This is a genomic window from Caulobacter sp. ErkDOM-C, from assembly GCF_048541825.1.
Classification (GTDB): domain Bacteria; phylum Pseudomonadota; class Alphaproteobacteria; order Caulobacterales; family Caulobacteraceae; genus Caulobacter.
In genome coordinates this window covers 2,647,020-2,666,413 of the sequence record NZ_CP183332.1, presented here as the reverse complement: position 1 = coordinate 2,666,413, position 19,394 = coordinate 2,647,020, and the positions used below count along the sequence as shown (strand labels likewise).

Here is a 19,394-nt window from a genome sequence, read left to right as displayed (position 1 = left end):
CGCGCAGGCCTGTAAGCCGCGCGGGCTTGCGGCTGGGCGAGGAGGCTGTGCGATGGGATCAGCGCCCAGACGCCGTGATCACCTCGAGGATTCGGGCTGCCGCGAGATCCAGCGCGGTGGGGTCGAGACGGTCCAGGGCGATGCTGGCCAGGGTCGGCTGATCGGACTTTCGCCGCTCCCGCGCATAGGCCAGGTCGTAGTGGGCGGCCATCAGGGCTTCGGCCAGATCGGCAAAGGCGCCCTGGTCGACCATTTCACGCCAGGCTGCCAGCCGCCTCAGGCTGGGATGGATCGGCAGACGCTCCAGGATCGCCAGCAGGGCCTCCCGCCGGTCGGTGATGTCACCATAGGCGTCGACCAGATAGCGGGCGCGTTCCGCCAGGGGCGCGGTGACCTCGATGCGCGGGGCCTTGCGCATGGCCGCCCACAGCATCGGCGGCAGGACCCGGTTGCCGATCTTGCTCGACTCCGCCTCCACCACCACCGGGCGGGTCGGATCCAGCGCGTCGAACGCCGCGACCAGCTGGCTCTCGAAGCCCTTCTGGTCGGGCTGGGGCTGTCCCGACAGGGCGCCGAACAGCGAGCCGCGATGGCAGGCCAGGCCCTCCAGGTCGACGACCTGAACGCCGCGCTGCGCCAGGGCGGCGAGGATCGCCGTCTTGGCCGAGCCGGTGTCGCCATCCAGCAGGATCAGGTCCAGATCGCAGGGCGTGTCATACAGCCGGGCCTGAACCCAGCGGCGATAGGTCCGGTATCCGCCGTCCAGCACGGCGGTCTGCCAGCCCACCCGCTGCAGGATGGTGGCCATGGCGTTGGACCTCTGGCCGCCGCGCCAGCAATAGACCAGCGGCCTGAAGCCCTCCGGCTGGTCAGCCAGCGCGGTTTCCAGGTGATGGGCGATGTTGCGGGCCACATAGGCCGCGCCGATGCGGTTGGCGCGCAGCCGTGACTCCTGGACATAGATCGTCCCAACTTCGGCGCGCTGGGCGTCATCGAGCACCGGCAGGTTTATGGCGCCGGGCAGGTGATCCTGGGCGAACTCGCCGGGGCTGCGCACATCGATGATCTGGTCAAAGGCCGCCAGGGCGGCGGGGTCGGCGGATTTCAGGACCTGAAGCGGCTTCATGTCCGCTCGGGGTTTCGCCACAGGTCGGTTGTCATACTGCCGGATCTCGCCATCGCCGCTTTTTATGGGAGCGACTATGCGCGAGGCGTCGGGGAATCGTAAGGTCCCCCGAGCAGACTCGCCCTGAGTATGGGGGCGATCGTCCAGGAGCCACCCGTTGCCAGAACCCGTGTCCGACCCCGTTCGACTGACCTCACTGGCCCATGGCGGCGGTTGCGGCTGCAAGCTGTCTCCGGCGGTGCTGCGCGAGATTCTGGCCCAGTCCCCGGCCGCCGGTATGTTTCCCAACCTGATGGTCGGAACCGAGACCTCGGACGACGCCGCCGTCTGGCGGCTGAACGACCAGCAGGCCCTGGTCGCCACCACCGACTTCTTCATGCCCGTGGTCGACGATCCCCATGATTTTGGCCGCATCGCCGCAACCAATGCCCTGTCGGACGTCTACGCCATGGGGGCCACGCCGATCTTCGCTCTGGCCATCGTCGGCATGCCGATCGACAGGCTTTCGACCGAAACCATCGGCGCGATCCTGGCCGGCGGGGCCTCGGTCTGCGCGGCGGCGGGCGTACCGATCGCCGGGGGGCACTCGATCGACAGCGTCGAGCCGATCTATGGCCTGGTCGCCCTGGGTCTGGTCCATCCCGATCGCGTGCTGTCCAACCGGGGCGCGCGGGCCGGCGACGTGCTGATCCTGACCAAGGCCCTGGGCGTGGGCGTGCTGAGCGCGGCGTTCAAGCAACAGCGCCTTTCCGACGATGGCTACCGCGCCCTGATCGCCACGACGACCCAGCTCAATACGGTCGGCGCGGGGCTGGGCGAGGTGGCGGGCGTCCACGCCGTCACCGATGTCACCGGCTTTGGCCTGCTGGGTCACCTGCTGGAAATGTGCCGGGGCGCCGGGCTGGCCGCCGAACTGGACGCCGACGCGCCCGTCCTGTTGCCGGAAGTCGCGGCGCTCGCGCAGGCCGGGGTGCGCACCGGGGCGGCGGTGCGCAACTGGGCCAGCTATGGCGCTTCGGTTGAGATGCCCGCCGGCGCGCCAGATTGGCGACGCGACCTACTGGCCGACCCGCAGACCAGCGGCGGCCTGCTGATCGCGGTCGCGCCGGAGGCCGCTGACGCGGTCCTGCGCCAGGTGCTCGACGCGGGGTTCGGCGCTGCTCGGGTGGTCGGGCAAATGATCGCCGGAGCGCCGCAGGTGAGGGTGCGGGGCGGCCTCAGCTGACCCGGACGCCGGGCGCCGGGCGGCGACCCAGCTTGCGGACCAGTCCGAACCAGCCGCCGCTGATCAGGGCCACCAGCAGGGCGCCGGCCAGCAGGCCGGGCGTCGGCGGCGCGACCTTGAAGATGGCGTCCAGGGTCGGCACGGCGAAGATCAGGGCCAGCACGCCGGACGCCACCGAGGCGATGATCCAGTAGATCCGGCGATGCGGCGCGAACAGGCGGCCGCCGGTCGAGGCGGCGTCGGACAGGGCCAGGATCAGGTTGCCGGCCACCAGGGTCAGGAAGGCCGCGCCCCGGGCCTGATGCTCCGGATGATGGTCCAGCGCCCACAGATAGATCCCCAGCACCCCGGCCAGAACGCCGGCGCCCTGCAGCAGGGCCAGACCCAGCTGGCGGGGTCCAAACAGCGGCTCTTCAGGGCGTCTGGGCGGGTACTTCATCGCCTCGGCGCCGCCCGGCTCGGCCTCGAACACCATGGCGCAGACCGGATCGATCACCAGTTCCAGAAACACCACGTGCATCGGATAGAGCAGGGGCGGCAGGCCCATGACGATCGGGATCAGCGCCACCCCGGCGATCGGCACGTGGATGGCGGTGATATAGACCAGCGCCTTGCGCAGGTTATTGAAGATCCGCCGGCCCAGCCGCACGCCGCCCACGATCGAGGCGAAGCTGTCGTCGAGAATGACCAGGTCGGCGGCCTCGCGGGCGACATCCGTGCCCTTCTGCCCCATGGCGATGCCGATATGCGCCGCCTCCAGGGCCGGGGCGTCATTGACCCCGTCGCCGGTCATGGCCACCACCTGGCCGTCCAGTTTCAGGGCCTGGACGATGCGCAGCTTCTGCTCGGGGATGATGCGGGCGAAGATCCGGGTCTGGCGAAGGCGTTCGGCCAGGGCGGCGTCGTCCAGCGCGGTCAGTTCGTCGCCCAACATGACCCCGCCGCAGGTGTCCAGGCCGGCGGCCTCGGCGATGGCCAGGGCGGTCGCGGGATGATCGCCCGTGATCATGAGCACCGAAATGCCCGCTTCCCGCGCCTGCTTCAGCGCTGCTGGGACATCGGGGCGGATGGGGTCGAGGAAACCGATCAGGCCCGCGAACGCGAACGGCGCGTCCTGCGGATCGTCGGGAAAGGCCGTCTGGGTCTGGCAGGACGCCACCCCCAGCACGCGCAGGCCCTGGACGGCGAATTGCTCGACCACGCCGGTCAGGCGGGCTGCCTGGTCATCGGCCAGGCCGCACAGCCGGAAGATCGCCTCGGGCGCGCCCTTGGCCGCAGCGCGCCAGTGATCCCCCGGTTCGCGCCAGACCTGGATCATGGCCATCATCTCGGGACGAAGGGGCCAGGTCCGCTCCGGTTCGGCCGAGGCGTCGGTGGCGGTTGGATCCGAGGCCCCCAGCAGCGCCCGCACAGCCTTGTCCATCGGATCGACAGGGTGGACGGCGCAGGCCAGTCCGGCGGCGTGCAGCAGGGCCAGCGCCGCTCCGGCGGGCGCGGCGTTCCCCTCGATGAGGCGGTCTTCGTCCTGAGTCCACAGGCGGGCCACGCGCATGCGGTTCTCGGTCAGGGTGCCGGTCTTGTCGACGCACAGGAACGAGGCGCCGCCCAGGGCCTCGATCACCGCGCTGCGCCGCACCAGCACCTTGTGCCGGGCCAGGCGTCCGGCGCCCAGGGCCAGGAAGACGGCCAGCACCATGGGAAACTCTTCGGGGATCAGGGCGATGGCGACCGTGATGCCGGCCAGCACGCCACCCACCCAGTCCTGGCGCAGCAGCCCATAGGCCACCGCCACGACGACGCAGAAGGCGATGGCCAGCACGCCCAGCAGGGCGACCAGCCGACCCGCCGTCTTCTGCAGCGGGGTGGGCTCCTGCACGATGGCCGCCAGTGAGACGCCGATCTTGCCCAGCGCCGTGCGCGGGCCGGTCCTGGCGATCCGCGCCACGGCCTGGCCGCGAACCACCAGCGTGCCCGAGAATAGATAGGGTCCGGTCTCTGCGCCGGGCTGGGTCTCGGCGTCGGCGGCTTCGCCGTCGATCAGGGGGCGCTTGGAGACTGGCGCGGACTCGCCCGTTAGCGCCGACTCGTCGACGCTCAGCACGCCGCCGGCCAGCAGGGCGCCGTCGGCGGGCAGGCGTTCGCCTTCGCCGACCAGCACGATGTCGCCGGGAACCAGGTCGCGCGCGGCCAGCCGCACCTCGACCCCGTCGCGCATCACCCGGGCCTGGGGTTGGGACAGGTCGCGCAGGGCCGACAGCGCGTTCTCGCTCCGGGTCTCCTGCAGGACGACCAGTCCGATGGTGGCGATCGCCCCGGCCATCAGGAACAGGCCTTCGCCCAAGTCGCCCAGCACCAGATAGAGGCCCGCCGCCCCGATCAGCAGCAGGAACATCGGCTCGCGCAGGGTCTCCAGCACGATCCTGGCCAGGCCCCGGCCCGAGGCCTGGGGCAGGGCGTTGGGGCCGACCTCAGCCAGCCGTTGGCCAGCCTGCGTCGTTGTCAGTCCGCCGAGGTCATCTCGCGCCATGGGGCATCCCGGTTGCTCCAGAGGTCGAACTGGACCTTGTTACAACGCGTCGAACCTCACCTTGCGCCAGATCATCTTTGCAAAGGCCAGGGCCGGGCGCCCGGTCCGGGGCTGAGGCCGGCCTGTGCGCCGCCTGCAGTCGCTGCCTGGGCCCTTTGGTCTATCCCTGTGCGCTTCGCGACGGGGAGGAGCGCTCAGCCGCTATGGTCCTGCCCCGAGCGACAGGGAAGGCGTGCAGCGTCTGCCACACAGCGAGATATCGAGGGTTTAGGTTGAGCCGCTAGATGGGCAGCTGAGAAACGCCGCCGATCATGACCGCGCCGATCACCACCCAGCCGGCGGCCAGGGCGAACATCGGATAGCGTTGCCACCAGTGGCGTTGGGCGGCGCAGGCGCCGGTGTGTCTGGGCATGTCGTACCTCCCTCTCTGGCCGGATGGCTCTTTGGGAGGGCAACCGTGACCTAAAAAACATCTTAATGCTTGGTTAATAGCGGTCACAATCTCGACAAGTGGTCGTGAGATGGAGATTGACTCGATCCGCTAACTCGCCCGATTGATGAAAATTCCTATCAAGTCATTGATTTTTATAGGATTTTCCAGCCCCGAAAAGGTTGCTTCCTTAGGGAAAGCCACTAGTCTGCCGTTCCGAAAAAAGATTCTTCGTCAGGACCCCGAATGCTTCGTTTTGCCTGTTTGACCCTTGGTTTGACCCTGGCCCTGGGCGGGATGGCCTGCGCTCAGACGCCCGCAGCCGCGGCGCCCGCCAGTGTTGCGGCCGGTGCGACAGCCGGTCAGGCCTTCCTGGCGAGCAATGCCAAGGCGGCCGGCGTGGTCGTTCTGCCCTCGGGCTTGCAGTACAAGGTCCTGACCTCGGGCCCCAAAACCGGCCCGTCGCCCAAGACCGGCGACATCATCAAGGTGCATTACGAGGGCAAGCTGCTGGACGGCACGGTGTTCGACAGTTCGTTCGAGCGCAAGCAGTCGGCGATCATGCCGCTGGAAGGCCTTGTCCAGGCCTGGCTGGAAGCCCTGCCGATGATGAAGGTCGGCGACGAGTGGGTGCTCTATGTGCCGCCCGAGCTGGGCTATGGCGACCGCGATGTCGGGCCGATCCCGGCGGGTAGCGTGATGACGTTCCGACTGCAGCTGCTGGGCATGCTGGCGGTGGATTAGGGGCGATCAAGTCCTCCCCCTAGCGGGGGAGGTGTCGCCGCAGGCGACGGAGGGGGAAGTGACTGCTGAGTCATTGCCGCCTTCCCCCACCGGCCTCCGGCCGCCTCCCCCTTCAGGGGGAGGGCTTTAGTTCCGGCTCTTCATCAGCGGCTGGATCTTCGTCCCGAAGTTCTCCACCCCCTCGACGAAGTCATCGAAGGTCAGCAGCACCCCGGCCGTGCCCGGCACCGCGGCCACCTCGTCCAGCATCCGCGCCACGCTCTCATAGGACCCGACCAGGGTGCCCATGTTGAGGTTCACGGCCGACTCGGGGGCCGCCAGTTGGGCGGTGTTGGTTGTCGCGCCCGCCGCCGCGTTGGGGGCCGCCTGCTGGGTCAGCCAGGTCAGGGCCTCCTGGTCGGCGCCCTCGCGATAGAGCTGCCATTTCGCCATGGCTTTCTCGTCGGTCTCGTCGGCGATGATCATGAACAGAATGAAGCTGGCCACATCCCGGCCGGTCTTGTCGGCGGCGGCCTTCAGACGGTCATTGACCGAGCCGAAGGCGGTGGGGGTGTTGGTGCCCTTGCCCAGGGCAAAGCTGTAGTCGGCATATTGCGCGGTGAAGGCCAGGCCCTCGTTGGACGAGCCGGCGCAGATCAGCTTGGTCTCTTTCGGATGCGGACTGACCCGGCAGTCCTCCATCTGGAAGTACTGGCCCTTGAAGTCCGAGACGCCGGTCTCCAGCAGGTCCTTCAGCACGGTCGTGTATTCGGCCAGGTAGTTGTAGCGGTCGGTATAGTGCGCCTCGCCCGGCCACAGGCCCATCTGGCTGTACTCGGCCTTCTGCCAGCCGGTGACAAGGTTCAGGCCAAAGCGGCCCGGGGCGATGCTGTCGATGGTCGAGGCCATCCGCGCGGCGATGGCCGGCGGGATGGTCAGGGTGGCGACGGTGGCGAAGATCTTGATCTTTGTGGTCACGGCCGCCAGACCGGCCATCAGGGTGAAGCTTTCGAGATTGTGCTCCCAGAACTGCGTCTTCCCGCCAAACCCGCGCAGCTTGATCATCGACAGTGCGAAGTCGAAACCATAGCTCTCGGCCTTCTGGACGATGGTCTTGTTCAGCTCGAAGCTGGGCATGTACTGCGGCGAGGTCTCGGAGATGAGCCAGCCGTTGTTGCCGATGGGGATAAAGACGCCGACCTGCATGGGGGTGTGTCCTGTTTGGGAATGTCGCGAAGATGCCCCCCTGTGGGGGGAGCTGTCGGCGGTGCCGACTGAGGGGGCTAATGTGGCCTAGGCCGGGTTGGCCCCCTCCGGCCCTCCGGGCCACCTCCCCCAGAGGGGGAGGATCTGGTTGAGGCTCATTCGTCCCCCACCAGAAAGCCCAGCAAGGCCGCATTGAACGTCTCCGGATCGGTCACCGTAAACCCGTGGCCGCCCCAGGGGGCGACCTCCAGCTGGGCGTTGGGCAGGCCCTCGGCCAGGCGCATCGAGCAGCCGACCGGAACCAGCATGTCGTCGGCGCTGGCGCTGACCAGAACCGGATGCGGGATCTCGCCCAGGCGCGCGTCGATGTCGAACGCCAGCAGGGCCCGGATGCGGGCCAGCACCACATCGCGGGGCGGGAAACTGGCGACGTGATGCGGCTCCTCGGCCTGCAGCCGGTCGTGGTTCTCCGACAGCCAACTGGCCGGATAGAGGAAGATCGGCTGGGCGTGGACATAGGCCTCAACCCCGCTGTCGTTCAGCAGGTGGATGCGGCTGTCGAAACAGCGCTGGATGTGCGGATCGGGTCGCGACCACCCATTGACCACCACCAGTTTGGCGAGGCGATCGGGGTGCGACAGCGCCATGGCCAACCCCGCATTGCCGCCGGCCGCGTGACCCACGACATGGGCGCGGGCCAGGCCCAGGGCGTCCATGACCTTGACGATGTCGTCGGCCATGGCCTGCACGGAGTGTGGCTGGGTCAGCGCGCGAACGCTGCGGCCCGTGCCCCGATGGTCATAGAGCACCACCGGAAACTTCGCGGTCAGGGCCTCCATCTGCGGCGCCCAGAACGCGCCCGAGCCGCCCAGGCCTGACGACAGGATCACCGCCGTGCGGCCGGCCAGGGGGCCGCCGTGCAGTTCGTAGTGCAGGCCGTCGACGGTCCCGGAGGTCATGCGGCCTATCGCTTGCCGATATGGGCGACGCTGGCGATCTCGACCAGGAAATCGGGCTGCACCAGGCCGCACTGGATGCAATAGCGGGCCGGTTTCTCGCCTGGGAAGTACTCGGCATAGACCTTGTTGATGGTCTGATAGTCGGCCCAGTCCTTGAGGAAGATGTGGTTCATGGTCACGTCGTCCATCGTGCCGCCGGCGGTTTCGATCACCGACTTGATGGTCTCCAGCACCTGCCGGGTCTGGGCCTCGGCGTCGCCGACATGGGCGACATTGTTGTCCTTGTCGAAGGCCAGGGTGCCCGAGACGTAGACGACGCCGTCGGCCAGGGTGCCGGGCGAGAACGGGGCGATGGGTGTGCCCGTGCCGGGCGGGATGATGACGGTCTTGGGCATGGTGGTGATCCTCTTTCAAACCCGGTGAGGGCTAGAGCATACGAATTCAAAACTACCGTCATCCCGGGACTTGTTCCCGGGACCCATCTGTCCGCCGCGAAGGCTCAGCCGGAAAGAACTCTCTCGATGAAGCTGAACCATGGGTCCCGGGAACAAGTCCCGGGATGACGGAAAAATTTAGCATTTACCCCGGCGCCAGCTGTCCAAACGCGCCCTTGAAATCCGCCGTCGTCGAGACCCAGCCGAAGAAGGTCTCGATGTTGAACAGCGCCGCCTTCTGCACGAAGTCGGGGCCCGCCTGATGGGTGGCGTCCTCCAGCACGGTGCCGAAATATTCCAGCATGAAGCCGTCCCTCAGCGTCGACTCCACACAGACATTGGTGGCGATGCCGACGAACACCAGATGCCGGATGCTGCGGGCCCGCAGCACGCTGTCCAACTGGCTGTTGAAGAAACCAGAATAGCGGGTCTTGTGCAGGCGGATATCGCCCGGTTCGGGCTTCAGGGCGTCGACCAGCTCATAGTCCCACTGGCCGCGCGCCAGCAGCTTGCCCTGCAGTTCGGGCCTGGCGCGCATGGTCTTTAAGGCGTTGGATTTCCACCAGTTGGGCGAGCCGGGGCCGCCAGCCTCGACATACTGGTCGTCCCAGCCGTTCTGGAAATAGATCACCTGCATGCCGGCCGCGCGGGCCACGGGCAGGATCCCCTGGATCTGTTCAATCACAGCCACCGCGCCGCTGATGTCAAACCCGGCCAGATCCAGATAGCCGCCCGGCGACGCATAGGCGTTCTGCATGTCGATGACGATCACGGCGGTGGTTCTGGGATCGACAGGGATCGGCTCGGGCCGGGCCGGCAACATGACAGTGTTGGGCGACAAGGGCGTCATGCGCGCGCGGGCCTTGTCGGGATCGGAAGCCATGCCATACCATCCTGGAAGCGCGACGCGCGGTGGAGATCGGGCAGACGATGACGACGACCCGCGCCCTGTTCGTCAAGCCCGCCTCGCGCGTTTAGCGGCCATGCTGACACGATCCGTTCGAAACCTGATCGAAACGCCCGGCGGGCCGCGTGTGGACTTCACCGTCCCGGCCGGCGAGCCCGCCCTGGCGGCGGCGGACTCGGTGTCATGGCGGGTGTTCAAGAACCCCATCGCCCTGTTTGTCGGCGGGGTGACGGCGGTCATTCTGGAACTGGCCGAGCCCCGCGTGCGCTCGGGCGTCTGGGACCATTCGACCTTCCGCACAGATCCGCTGGGACGGCTGAAACGCACGGGTCTGGCGGCCATGGTCACGGTCTATGGGGCGCGGTCGACAGCCGAGGCGATGATCGCCGGGGTAGGGCGCCAGCACGCCCGGGTCAGCGGCCAGACCCCTGACGGCCAGGCCTATCGGGCTGACGATGTCGAGCTGCTCAACTGGGTGCAGGCCACCGCCAGTTTCGGGTTCATGGAGGCCTACAGCGCCCTGGCCTCGCCCCTGAGCGACGCCGAAAAGGACCAGTTCTACGCCGAGGCCGCCCCGGCGGCGGCGCTGTATGGGGCGGTGGGCGCGCCGACCTCGCGGGCGGCCTGGGAGCGGCAGCTGGCGGCCATGCTGCCGCGCCTGGAGGCCTCGGAGATCGTGCTGGAGTTCCTGACCCTGATGCGGGAGACCAAGATCGCACCGGGGCCGGTCAGCCGGCTGCAGCGCCCCCTGATCCGGGCGGCGGTGGGGCTGGTGCCGGCGCAGGTGCGAGAGGTGCTGGGTTTGGGGGCGGAGTGGCTGCCGAGGCCGTTTGAGCTCAAGGCCATCGCCCTGGCCGGGCGTTTGTCGGACCGTATCGCCGTGCCCGAAGCACCGCCGGCCCGGGCCTGTGTGCGGATGGGGCTGCCGGGGGATTGGCTGTATCGGAAGCGCTAAGCGCCCCCTCAGTCACGTCGCGTATCCGCGCCGTGCCACCTCCCCCGTTTCACGGGGCAGGAGAAGAAAAGCCGCACCTCCTGCCCCGCTTGCGGGGGAGGTGGCGCGCTGCAGATATGCAGCGTGACGGAGGGGGCGTCCGGCGTCTGAAGTCCTACAGCGACTGACCGTCATCCACCGTGAACACCCCGCCGGTGATCGTCGCCGAGGCGTCAGCGCACAGGTGCAGGGCCATGGGCGCCAGGTCGCTTTCGGCCATCAGCCGCTTGCGCGGGAAGCTGGCGATCAGCCTCGTCCCACCCTCCTGGTCGAACCAGTCGCTGTTGAGCTCGGTGCGGATATAGCCGGGGCAGAGGACGTTGACATTGATGCCCTTGCGGGCCCATTCGCGGGCCAGGCTCTTGCCCATCATCGCCGTGCCGGCCTTGGACGTGCAATAGGCCGTCAGGCCCGGCAAAACCTTGTGCGCCCCGATCGAGGCGACCAGCAGCACCCGGCCGCGACCGCTGGCCGGAGAGCCCGCCGCGATCATCCGCCGGGCGCCTTCGCGGGCGGTCAGGAACATGCCCCGGGTATTGACCGCCAGCACCTTGTCGAAGTCGTCGATGGCGATGTCGAGGGCCGAGCCCTGCATGCTGATCCCGGCATTGGCGATCACGGAATCCACGACCCCCAGTCCAACCTCGACGGCGTCATAGGCGGCGATCACCGAGGCCTCGTCCTCGACATCCATGGCCACGGCCAGGGCCTTGCCGCCGGCGGCCTGGATCTGGTCGACCAGGTCAGCCAGACGGTCGGTGCGCCGCGCCGCCAGGGCCACACGTGCGCCGGCCTGCGAGGCCGCCAGGGCCAGATGGGCGCCGATGCCCGATGAGGCGCCGGTCACCAGCACGGTGCGGCCGGCAAGGGTCTGGTCGGTCATGGTCTGGTCTCCCCGAGGTGTGGCCGGGAAGGTGGCGGCGGGAGGGCTGGATGTCGAGGGCGCCGTTGGGGAGCCCCTCTCCCGCAAGGGGAGAGGGAAATCTAGTAAGGCAGATCCTCGGGTCCCGGCTGCGTCGGCTCGGCGGGCGGATTGGCCACCGCGTCCAGCTCCGCCGCGACCCGGCCAAACTCCGCCGCCAGGGTCTCATAGTAGCCGTTGCGCGGGTCAGGCTCGCTCTCCGGGGCCGGATCGGGCAACAGCCACGGGAAGTCGCGCACGGCCAGGTTCTGGTGGGCGGTGAGCATGAACCGCCGCCAGATGCTGGCCGGCATGTCGCCGCCGACCACCTTGTTCATCGGCTTGTCGTTGTCATTGCCCACCCAGACGCCGGTGACATAGTCGGGGGTGAAGCCCACGAACCAGGCGTCGCGCCAGTTCTGGCTGGTGCCGGTCTTGCCCGCCACCGGACGGCCGAAGGCGGCGCGCTTGGCGGTGCCTTCGGTGACGACCTTCTTCATCATCTTGACCATCATCGAGGCCCGGGCGAGGTCATAGACCGCCAGCGGCGTCGGTGCGGTCTGACGGGCGAAAACCGGCGCCCCGCCCTGGGTGACGATGCTCTCGATCACATAGGGCTCAAGCCGGTTGCCGCCCTGCTGGAACACCTGGAAAGCCGAGGTCAGCTGCAGCAGGCTGACCTCGTACGAGCCCAGCGCCACCGACAGATCGGGGCTGGGCGGCAGGGTCGTGATGCCAAAGCGCCGGACCAGCTCGCCGATCGCCGGACCGCCGGCTTCCTGGCCCAGTTTCACGGCGATGGTGTTGGTGGAATTGACCAGGGCCTGTTCCACAGTCATCGGACCGCGATAGCCGCCGGCATAGTTTTCCGGGGCCCAGTCGCCGAACTTCACCGGGGCGTCGACGCGGATATCGGTCGGCAAAACCCCCTTGTCGAGGGCGGCGGCATAGATGAACGGCTTGAAGGTGGAGCCCGGCTGGCGACGCGCCTGGACCGCCCGGTTGAAGGGGCTTTCGATATAGTCGGTGCCGCCCACCATGGCCCGCACGGCGCCGTCGGCGGACAGCGACAGCAGGGCGGCCTGTCCGGCCCCGGCTCGCTCGCCGTCAAAGGCGATGGCCTGGCGCACGGTCTCCGAACCCAGCTTTTGCAGCAGGGGGTCGATAGTCAGGCGAACCACCAGATCGGGCGCGTTCTGGCCGGCGATCCGCACGGCCTCGCTGGTGGCATAGTCCAGCACCCAGCCGTAATTGCCCTCGTCCTGCACGGCCAGGGGCGACAGGCGCGGGGTGTCATCAAGCGCCCGGCTTTCCTGCTCGGCGGTGATCCAGCCCTCCTTGCGCATATTGGCCAGGACCAGTCGCGAGCGGGCCAGGGCCCCGCTCATGTCGCGGGTCAGGGCCAGGCGCGAGGGCGCCTTGGGCAGGGAAGCGAGCAGGGCGGCTTCGGACAGGGTCAGCTGGCTGGCCGGCTTGCCGAAATAGGTGCGGCTGGCCCCGTCGACGCCAAAGGTGTTGGCCCCGAAGAACACCCGGTTGAGGTACAGCTCCAGCACCTCGTCCTTGGTCAGGACCTTCTCCAGCTCGCGGGCCATGACCATTTCCTGCAGCTTGCGCTTGACCGTGCGGTCAGGCGTCAGGAACAGGCCCTTGGCCAGTTGCTGGCTGAGGGTGGAGGCGCCCTGGACGGTGCGGCCGGCCTTCCAGTTGACGAGCGCCGCCCGGCCGATGCCGCGCAGGTCGATCGGGCCGTGCTGGTAGAACCGGCGGTCCTCGGCGGCCATGAAGGCCAGGGGCACATAGTTGGGCAGGCCGCCCAGGGTCACGCGCTGGCCATAGCGCGGACCGCGGGTGGCGATCACCTGGCCGTTCTTGTCCTCAAAGCGGATGCCCGGGGCGCGGTTGACGGCGAACAGGGCCTCGCGGGTGGGCAGCTTTGGCGTGTCGCGCAGATATTTCCACCACACATAGCCGGCCCCGCCGGCCACGGTCAGAACGCCCAGCAACACCCCGACCAGCAGGGTCTTCCAGACCCAGCCGAAGCGTTTGGCCTTTTTGCCGGCCTTGAGGTGGGCCAGATCGGCGCGGAAGGGTTCTTCGGGTTCGGGTTCGGGTTCGGGTTCGGGCGGCGGCTTGAGCGCGAACGGGTCTTCGGGTGGGGGAGGCGGAGGCGCGCCAAACGACACCTCCGGCTTCTGCGGAGGCTTGGAGCCTTCTTCGAAACGGTACGGGGGAAGCGTCCAGTCGTTCACGGTTTCGATACGGCCCTGTTTGGTCTCAGCCTAAATCCGGTTTAGGACGCGCGCATGATGGTGCGCAAACCTTTCTGGGAGACGAAGTCCCTCCAGCAGATGACCGTCCCCGAGTGGGAGAGTCTATGCGATGGCTGCGGGCTTTGCTGCCTGGTTCGCTTCGAAGACGAAGATTCCGGCGAGGTCATTCCCACCCGCGTGCACTGCCAGCTGTTCGACGAGCACAAATGCAGCTGCAAGGACTACGCAAACCGCCGCAAGACGGTGCCTGACTGCATCAAGCTGACCCCGCACAATATCGAGGAGCTGGAGTGGATGCCCCCCTCCTGCGCCTATCGCCGCCTGCACGAGGGCAAGACCCTGCCTGACTGGCATCCGCTGGTCACCGGCGACCCCGACAGCACCCACAAGCAGGGCATCTCAGTCCGCGACCAGACCGTCAGCGAGCTGTCGTTCGAGCACCCCGAGGACGCCATGGACTTCGTGGCCACCGACCTGATGGTCGATCGCGGGGACGAGTATTACGAGCCGGAAGAGGGGTAGGGGGCCCTTCTCCCCTTGCGGGAGAAGGTGGCGCGCAGCGCCGGATGAGGGGTTGAAAGCCCTCTCGGAAAGGCCCGTGCGACCCCTCACCCGACCCGCTTCGCGGGCCACCCTCTCCCGCAAGGGGAGAGGGAAGGCGTCATCCTCCAAAGTTATCCACAGATTCCTGGCCCGTCAGGCTTCCCAGCGCACGGCCCCATAGTCCCGCGTATTCAGCGCCGCTGGGCCCGACCACGGGGATACGCTGCCCTCTATCCTCTGCGTTCAGCGAATTGAGTGCAGCGAAATCAACAACTTGAAACTTTCTCGCGCCTCTGGATCAGAGGCGCCCGCTGGTCCTGTATCTTTGTGTCATGGCCCACAGAAGCGAAGAGATCGAAGCCGCCCTTGCCTATGTGCAGGACCTGGTCACCGCCTACTATGTCGAGGCGGCCGTGGCGGCCTGCGAGACCACCACGAGCGACCCACCCGTCGCTCGCCTGAAGACCGCCGAGCAGATGGCGCGCGCCGGTCGAGCCCTGAAACTTTTCCGCGAGACCGGAACACGCGCGGTGGCGGCGATCACCGCCCTGCCGTCGCGCGCCGCCTCGTCGGATCCCGAGGAGATCCCGATGAATGACCGATCCGACTGGACATCCGAACGTATCGCCGAGCTTCATGCCGACGTCCGCCGACGCATGGCTAAGCTTGTCGCCTCCCGAGAAACTAAACACGTGGCTGGAGAAGACGCCGCCGGACCTGGTCGCGGCCTGCCTGCGCAGCCTCCGTCCGACGGAACGCCACCAGCGCCCCCCGGCTGACCCCTGGTCGGCCTGGCTGTTCCTGGGCGGACGCGGCGCGGGCAAGACCTTCGCCGGGGCCAGCTGGGTTGCCGGCCTCATCGGCCAGCCGCTGAGCATCGCCCTGGTCGGCCCCACCTTTCATGACGTGCGCGAGGTGATGATCGAGGGGCCTTCGGGCCTCATGGCGCTCTCGCCCCACGATGATCGGCCTCGCTGGGAAACCACCCGCAAGAGATTGGTGTGGAAGAGCGGCGCCGTCGCCTACGCCTTTTCGGCCGAAGACCCCGACGGTCTGCGCGGCCCGCAGTTCCACGCCGCCTGGGCCGACGAGTTCTGCGCCTGGCCCAAGCCGGCCCAGACCCTGGCCATGCTGCGGTTTGGCCTGCGGCTGGGCGAGGATCCGAGGCTGGTGGTCACCACAACGCCCCGGCCGATCCGGGCGCTCAAGACCCTGATCGCCGAACCCGGCGTCGCGGTCACGAGGGCCGGCACGGCGGCGAATGCCGACAATCTCGCGCCGGCGTTTCTGTCCACTCTGCAGGCGCTCTATGGCGGCACCCGCCTGGCGGCCCAGGAGCTGGACGGCGTCATCGTCGAAGACGAGGGCGGCCTGTTTCGCGCCGAGGATCTGGCCCGTTGTCGCGGCGCCTTGCCCGCCCGGTTTGACCGGGTGGTGGTGGCGGTCGACCCGCCGGCCACGGCCACAGGCGACGCCTGCGGGATCGTGGTTGTGGGCAAGCTGGACGGCAGGGCCTTCGTGCTGGCCGACCGCTCGGCCAAGGGCCTGTCGCCCAACGGCTGGGCCCGGCAGGCGGTGGCGGCGGCGCATGACTTTCGCGCCCACGCCCTGGTGGCCGAGGCCAACCAGGGCGGCGACATGGTCCGCGCGGTGCTGGTTCAGGCCGACCCGCCCTGCGCGGTGAAACTGGTCCGCGCCTCGATCGGCAAACGGGCCCGGGCCGAGCCGGTGGCGGCCCTGTACGAGCAGGGCCGGGTGGTTCACTGCGGCGCCTTCCCGGCGCTGGAGGAGGAGCTGATGGCGCTGGGGACCGGGGATCTGGGCCACAGTCCTGACCGGGCTGATGCGCTGGTCTGGGCGGTGAGTGAGTTGATTTTGGGCGTGGGGCGGGCGCCGCGGTTGCGGACGCTCTAGTCGGAAAAGTCGGCGCCGCCCCCTCAGTCGCTCCGCGACAGCTCCCCCAGAGGGGGAGCATCAGCGCGGCGCAGCTCCTCCCCCTCTGGGGGAGGTGGCCCGGAGGGCCGGAGGGGGCAAGCACCGAGATACTCCAGAATGCTCAACGCCGCCCCGTCTGGCGAAGCCAGCACGTCCCGCGCGGTGATGCGAAGGGTCGCGATACCGCGCTCCGCCAGCCAAAGATCACGGACGACATCCCTTTCGGGGTGGTCGCCCAAGGCGTGTTGTTCGCCATCGACCTCCACGGCCAAGCGGCGCTCGTCGCAATAGAAATCCAGGATGTAGGGGCCGATCGGATGCTGTCGGCGAAAGTGCAGGCCGTTCAGTCTGCGTCCCTTCAGGTTCAGCCAGAGCAAGACCTCTGGAAGGGTCAGCTCTCCTCGGAAGCGCTGGGCGGTCAGCCGTCGCTCCAGTGAAGCCCTCATCTGCGCCTCCCGCGCTGCCCCCTCCGGCCCTCCGGGCCACCTCCCCCGGAGGGGGAGGATCTATCTCAAAACAACCCTAACATGTTTACTGCCCGTTCTCAACTGAGAGGCTCCATGCCCCTGTTCCGAAAACCCCGCCCGCCCCAGTCCGGGCGAGAGCTGAAAGACTCCCGCGCCGCCCGGCTCATCGCCCTGACCACGGGCGGGCGGCCGCAATGGACGCCGCGCGACTATGCGGCCCTGGCCAGCGAAGGCTTCGCCAAGAACCCCGTCGTCTATCGCTGCGTGCGGATGATCGCCGAGGCCGCCGCCGCGACGCCGCTGGTGGTGTTCGCCGACGGCCGGCGCGCGCCCGACCACCCGCTGCAGACGCTGCTGCGGACACCCAATCCCGAGCAGGGCGGGCCCGATCTGATGGAGGCGTTCTTCGGAACCCTGCAGACGGCCGGCAACGCCTATCTGGAAGCGGCCGGCGACGGCCAGCAGCCCGGCGAGCTCTACGCCCTGCGCCCCGACCGCATGACCCTGGTGCCCGGCCCGCGCGGCTGGCCGCTGGCCTATGACTACCAGGCCGGCGGGCGCACGGCGCGGATCGGGCGCGACGCCGACGGCTGGTTGCCGGTGCTGCACCTGAAGCTGTTCAACCCGACCAGTGATCACTACGGCCTGTCGCCGCTGGAGGCGGCGGCCTTCGCCATCGATGTGCACAACGCCTCCAGCGCCTGGAACAAGGCGCTGCTGGACAATTCGGCCAGGCCGTCCGGGGCGCTGGTCTATTCGAACCGTGACGCGGGTGACCGGCTCTCCGAAGAGCAGTTCGACCGGCTGAAGGCCGAGCTGTCCTCGGTCCATTCGGGGGCGGACAACGCCGGCCGGCCGCTGCTGCTGGAAGGGGGCCTCGACTGGCGGGCCATGTCCCTGACCCCGGCCGAGATGGACTTCACCGACGGCAAGCACGCCGCGGCCCGCGAGATCGCCCTGGCTTTCGGCGTGCCGCCCCAGCTGCTGGGCATTCCCGGCGACGCCACCTACGCCAACTATCGCGAGGCCAATGCCGCCTTCTGGCGCCACACCGTGGTGCCGCTGGTCGAGCGGGCGGCGCGGGCCATGACGGCGTGGCTGGCGGTCAAGTTCCCCGGCGCCCGGATCGCGCCGGACCTCGACGCCGTGCCGGCCCTGTCGGCCGAACGCGACACGCTTTGGGCCCGGCTGGACGCCGCCAGCTTTCTGACGCCGGAGGAGCGGAGAAGGTTGGCGGGGCTGGACGGTTAAGCCCTTCCCGTCGGCGGATGGGGGAAGGGTTGGGATGGGGGTGACTACGGCGTCGGCCGCAGACCCCTCCATCACCGCGTTCCCCCGAAAGCCGCTGAACGCTGCGCGTTCACCCCCATCCCCAGCCCTTCCCCCATCAAGGGGGAAGGGAGGAGTTTCCCCATGACCACCACCCAAAGCCGCTGGCGGCTGGACCGCCAGATCTCGGTCGCCCTGATCGTAGCCGTCGCCCTGCAGGCCGCCGCCGCCCTGATGTGGGCCGGGCGCGCCTCGGCCCGGATCGACGAGATGCACAAGCGCCTCGACACCCAGGCCCCCGTCGCCGAGCGCCTGGCCCGGCTGGAGGAACAGGCGACCGCCGCCCGCGCGTCGCTGGCCCGCATCGAAACCCGGCTGGAGCGCGACCGATGAGCGACGCGCTGAAGATCGAGGGTTACGCCTCGCTGTTCTGGACCCGCGACCTCAATGACGACGTCACCGCCGCCGGGGCCTTCGAGGGCAGCCTGGCCGCGAGCGGCGCGGCGGGCGTCAAGATGCTGCACCAGCATGACGACGCCGAGCCCGTCGGCGTCTGGGACGAGATCGTCGAGGACGCCAAGGGCCTATTCGTCCGTGGGCGGATCCTGCGCGCGACGCCGCGCGGCAGGCTGGTCGCGGCCCTGGTCGAGGCCGGGGCGCTGGACGGCCTCTCCATCGGCTTTCGCCAGGTCAAGGCGCGGCAGGACGGCAGCCTGCGGGTGCTGAAGCGGGTGGAGCTGTGGGAGGTGTCGGTGGTGACTTTTCCAATGTTACCCGGCGCGCGGCTACGAGTGCGTGCGCTCGAATGAGCGATGGCGCCCTAGCCTGCGACTTCGGAAACCACCCTGTAGTTGGGATGGCCGTCGAAGCGGGACACGAAGGCTTCGAAATCCAGATCGGCTTTCCTCAAGCTCGTCAGGTTTTGCAACGCGCCATGAATCGCCTGGAAGACGCACCATTCGACCGAGCCAATGATTTGGTCGATCTCTTCGCGAAACGCCGTCTGGGTAGCCCAGTCCTCGATCGGAAAATGCGTGTCGTTCAGAGTACGCATGTTGCAGCCGTCGTTCAGGTGAAAGGTCTTGTCGCCCGCGACAATGATCTCGGGCCACTGCGCTAGGACCAGGTCGTAAGCTTCTCGCAAAACGGGGCGCACGACCTCCAAAACCTTTTGTCCCACTTCGTTTCTCCCAATCTCGCTTCAGCGTGTTTCTACGCTGAACGCGCGTCTGAGGGACAGCGCGCAACTGAGCTACGCGCTGTGTAAATGCCCGGAAAGGTCGGGACCTTCCCGATGCTGCCCGGCGCCCGGCTGACCGTGGTCGGCGCCTGACTAAGAGATCCTCCCCCTCCGGGGGAGGTGGCCCAGAGGGCCGGAGGGGGCAGCTCGGCATTCGCCCAGATGGCCCCCTCAGTCGGCTCCGCCGACAGCTCCCCCGGAGGGGGAGCATCCACCGTTCCAAAAACCGGAGAAC

Annotated in this window: 19 protein-coding genes and 1 pseudogene; 9 read left to right on the top strand and 11 right to left on the bottom strand. The window is 68.4% G+C overall.

Annotation, left to right across the window (positions count from 1 at the left end; all coding sequences use genetic code 11):
- Positions 1 to 58: 58 nt before the first annotated feature.
- On the bottom strand, positions 59 to 1,126 hold the full coding sequence (gene mnmH / locus ACN2C8_RS12950) for a tRNA 2-selenouridine(34) synthase MnmH (RefSeq protein ID WP_419252167.1): 1,068 nt from the start codon (positions 1,124 to 1,126) through the stop codon (positions 59 to 61).
- A gap of 157 nt (positions 1,127 to 1,283) precedes the next feature.
- On the opposite strand from mnmH, the gene selD reads away from it, so the two are divergent.
- On the top strand, positions 1,284 to 2,351 hold the full coding sequence (selD, locus tag ACN2C8_RS12945) for a selenide, water dikinase SelD (protein WP_419252166.1): 1,068 nt from the start codon (positions 1,284 to 1,286) through the stop codon (positions 2,349 to 2,351).
- Here the strand turns inward: selD and ACN2C8_RS12940 are convergent.
- Together ACN2C8_RS12940 and ACN2C8_RS12935 are read right to left on the bottom strand one after the other, a co-directional pair.
- The gene (locus ACN2C8_RS12940) at positions 2,344 to 4,878 is read right to left on the bottom strand and encodes a cation-translocating P-type ATPase (protein WP_419252165.1); all 2,535 of its coding nucleotides are present in this window, start codon (positions 4,876 to 4,878) and stop codon (positions 2,344 to 2,346) included. The two genes, selD and ACN2C8_RS12940, sit on opposite strands and share 8 nt — an antisense overlap.
- 280 nt (positions 4,879 to 5,158) lie before the next feature.
- Positions 5,159 to 5,290, bottom strand: a complete 132-nt coding sequence (locus tag ACN2C8_RS12935) for a hypothetical protein (protein ID WP_419252164.1) — start codon at positions 5,288 to 5,290, stop codon at positions 5,159 to 5,161.
- A gap of 264 nt (positions 5,291 to 5,554) precedes the next feature.
- Here ACN2C8_RS12935 and ACN2C8_RS12930 point away from each other — a divergent pair, with 264 nt between their 5' ends.
- Positions 5,555 to 6,052, top strand: coding sequence for an FKBP-type peptidyl-prolyl cis-trans isomerase (locus tag ACN2C8_RS12930; RefSeq protein WP_419252163.1), 498 nt, complete (start codon positions 5,555 to 5,557; stop codon positions 6,050 to 6,052).
- 126 nt (positions 6,053 to 6,178) lie between these two features.
- Here ACN2C8_RS12930 and rutA read toward each other — a convergent pair whose 3' ends face one another.
- From rutA to rutB, 4 genes are all read right to left on the bottom strand, one after another.
- Positions 6,179 to 7,237 (bottom strand): pyrimidine utilization protein A, encoded by a 1,059-nt coding sequence (gene rutA / locus ACN2C8_RS12925; protein WP_419252162.1) that lies wholly within the window; start codon positions 7,235 to 7,237, stop codon positions 6,179 to 6,181.
- Positions 7,238 to 7,392: 155 nt separating this feature from the next.
- Positions 7,393 to 8,205 (bottom strand): pyrimidine utilization protein D, encoded by an 813-nt coding sequence (rutD, locus tag ACN2C8_RS12920; protein WP_419255882.1) that lies wholly within the window; start codon positions 8,203 to 8,205, stop codon positions 7,393 to 7,395.
- Positions 8,202 to 8,591 (bottom strand): pyrimidine utilization protein C, encoded by a 390-nt coding sequence (rutC, locus tag ACN2C8_RS12915; RefSeq protein ID WP_419252161.1) that lies wholly within the window; start codon positions 8,589 to 8,591, stop codon positions 8,202 to 8,204. The genes rutD and rutC overlap by 4 nt, the downstream gene beginning before the upstream one ends.
- 184 nt (positions 8,592 to 8,775) lie before the next feature.
- A complete protein-coding gene (rutB, locus tag ACN2C8_RS12910) occupies positions 8,776 to 9,480 on the bottom strand; it encodes a pyrimidine utilization protein B (protein WP_419255881.1) in 705 nt (234 codons plus the stop codon).
- Positions 9,481 to 9,613: 133 nt separating this feature from the next.
- Between rutB and ACN2C8_RS12905 the strand changes: the two genes are divergently transcribed.
- Positions 9,614 to 10,492, top strand: coding sequence for an oxygenase MpaB family protein (locus ACN2C8_RS12905; protein ID WP_419252160.1), 879 nt, complete (start codon positions 9,614 to 9,616; stop codon positions 10,490 to 10,492).
- Between the two features lie 154 nt (positions 10,493 to 10,646).
- On the opposite strand, the gene ACN2C8_RS12900 is transcribed toward ACN2C8_RS12905, so the two are convergent.
- Both ACN2C8_RS12900 and ACN2C8_RS12895 read right to left on the bottom strand, forming a co-directional pair.
- Positions 10,647 to 11,414 (bottom strand): SDR family NAD(P)-dependent oxidoreductase, encoded by a 768-nt coding sequence (locus tag ACN2C8_RS12900; protein WP_419252159.1) that lies wholly within the window; start codon positions 11,412 to 11,414, stop codon positions 10,647 to 10,649.
- Between the two features lie 101 nt (positions 11,415 to 11,515).
- Positions 11,516 to 13,684: a transglycosylase domain-containing protein gene (locus ACN2C8_RS12895; RefSeq protein ID WP_419252158.1), complete on the bottom strand. Its 2,169-nt coding sequence runs from the start codon at positions 13,682 to 13,684 to the stop codon at positions 11,516 to 11,518.
- Positions 13,685 to 13,738: 54 nt separating this feature from the next.
- Between ACN2C8_RS12895 and ACN2C8_RS12890 the strand changes: the two genes are divergently transcribed.
- The 3 genes from ACN2C8_RS12890 to ACN2C8_RS12880 all read left to right on the top strand — a co-directional run bounded on the left by ACN2C8_RS12890 (position 13,739) and on the right by ACN2C8_RS12880 (position 16,162).
- The gene (locus ACN2C8_RS12890; protein WP_419252157.1) at positions 13,739 to 14,227 is read left to right on the top strand and encodes a YcgN family cysteine cluster protein; all 489 of its coding nucleotides are present in this window, start codon (positions 13,739 to 13,741) and stop codon (positions 14,225 to 14,227) included.
- A 353-nt stretch (positions 14,228 to 14,580) separates the two neighbouring features.
- Positions 14,581 to 15,027 (top strand): hypothetical protein, encoded by a 447-nt coding sequence (locus tag ACN2C8_RS12885; RefSeq protein WP_419252156.1) that lies wholly within the window; start codon positions 14,581 to 14,583, stop codon positions 15,025 to 15,027.
- Positions 14,915 to 16,162, top strand: a complete 1,248-nt coding sequence (locus ACN2C8_RS12880; RefSeq protein WP_419252155.1) for a DNA-packaging protein — start codon at positions 14,915 to 14,917, stop codon at positions 16,160 to 16,162. Before ACN2C8_RS12885 ends, ACN2C8_RS12880 begins: the two co-directional genes overlap by 113 nt.
- Positions 16,163 to 16,185: 23 nt before the next feature.
- On the opposite strand, the gene ACN2C8_RS12875 is transcribed toward ACN2C8_RS12880, so the two are convergent.
- Entirely contained in the window at positions 16,186 to 16,629 is a 444-nt protein-coding gene (locus ACN2C8_RS12875) for an endonuclease domain-containing protein (RefSeq protein WP_419252154.1), read from the bottom strand.
- Between ACN2C8_RS12875 and ACN2C8_RS12870 the strand changes: the two are divergent.
- From ACN2C8_RS12870 to ACN2C8_RS12860, 3 genes and pseudogenes are all read left to right on the top strand, one after another.
- Positions 16,628 to 17,901: pseudogene (locus ACN2C8_RS12870) on the top strand (phage portal protein). The gene ACN2C8_RS12875 and the pseudogene ACN2C8_RS12870 overlap by 2 nt on opposite strands.
- 162 nt (positions 17,902 to 18,063) lie before the next feature.
- Positions 18,064 to 18,312, top strand: a complete 249-nt coding sequence (locus ACN2C8_RS12865) for a hypothetical protein (protein WP_419252153.1) — start codon at positions 18,064 to 18,066, stop codon at positions 18,310 to 18,312.
- On the top strand, positions 18,309 to 18,728 hold the full coding sequence (locus ACN2C8_RS12860; protein WP_419252152.1) for an HK97 family phage prohead protease: 420 nt from the start codon (positions 18,309 to 18,311) through the stop codon (positions 18,726 to 18,728). Before ACN2C8_RS12865 ends, ACN2C8_RS12860 begins: the two co-directional genes overlap by 4 nt.
- Positions 18,729 to 18,739: 11 nt before the next feature.
- Here the strand turns inward: ACN2C8_RS12860 and ACN2C8_RS12855 are convergent, their stop codons facing one another.
- Positions 18,740 to 19,099, bottom strand: coding sequence for a hypothetical protein (locus ACN2C8_RS12855; RefSeq protein WP_419252151.1), 360 nt, complete (start codon positions 19,097 to 19,099; stop codon positions 18,740 to 18,742).
- Positions 19,100 to 19,394 lie beyond the last annotated feature (295 nt).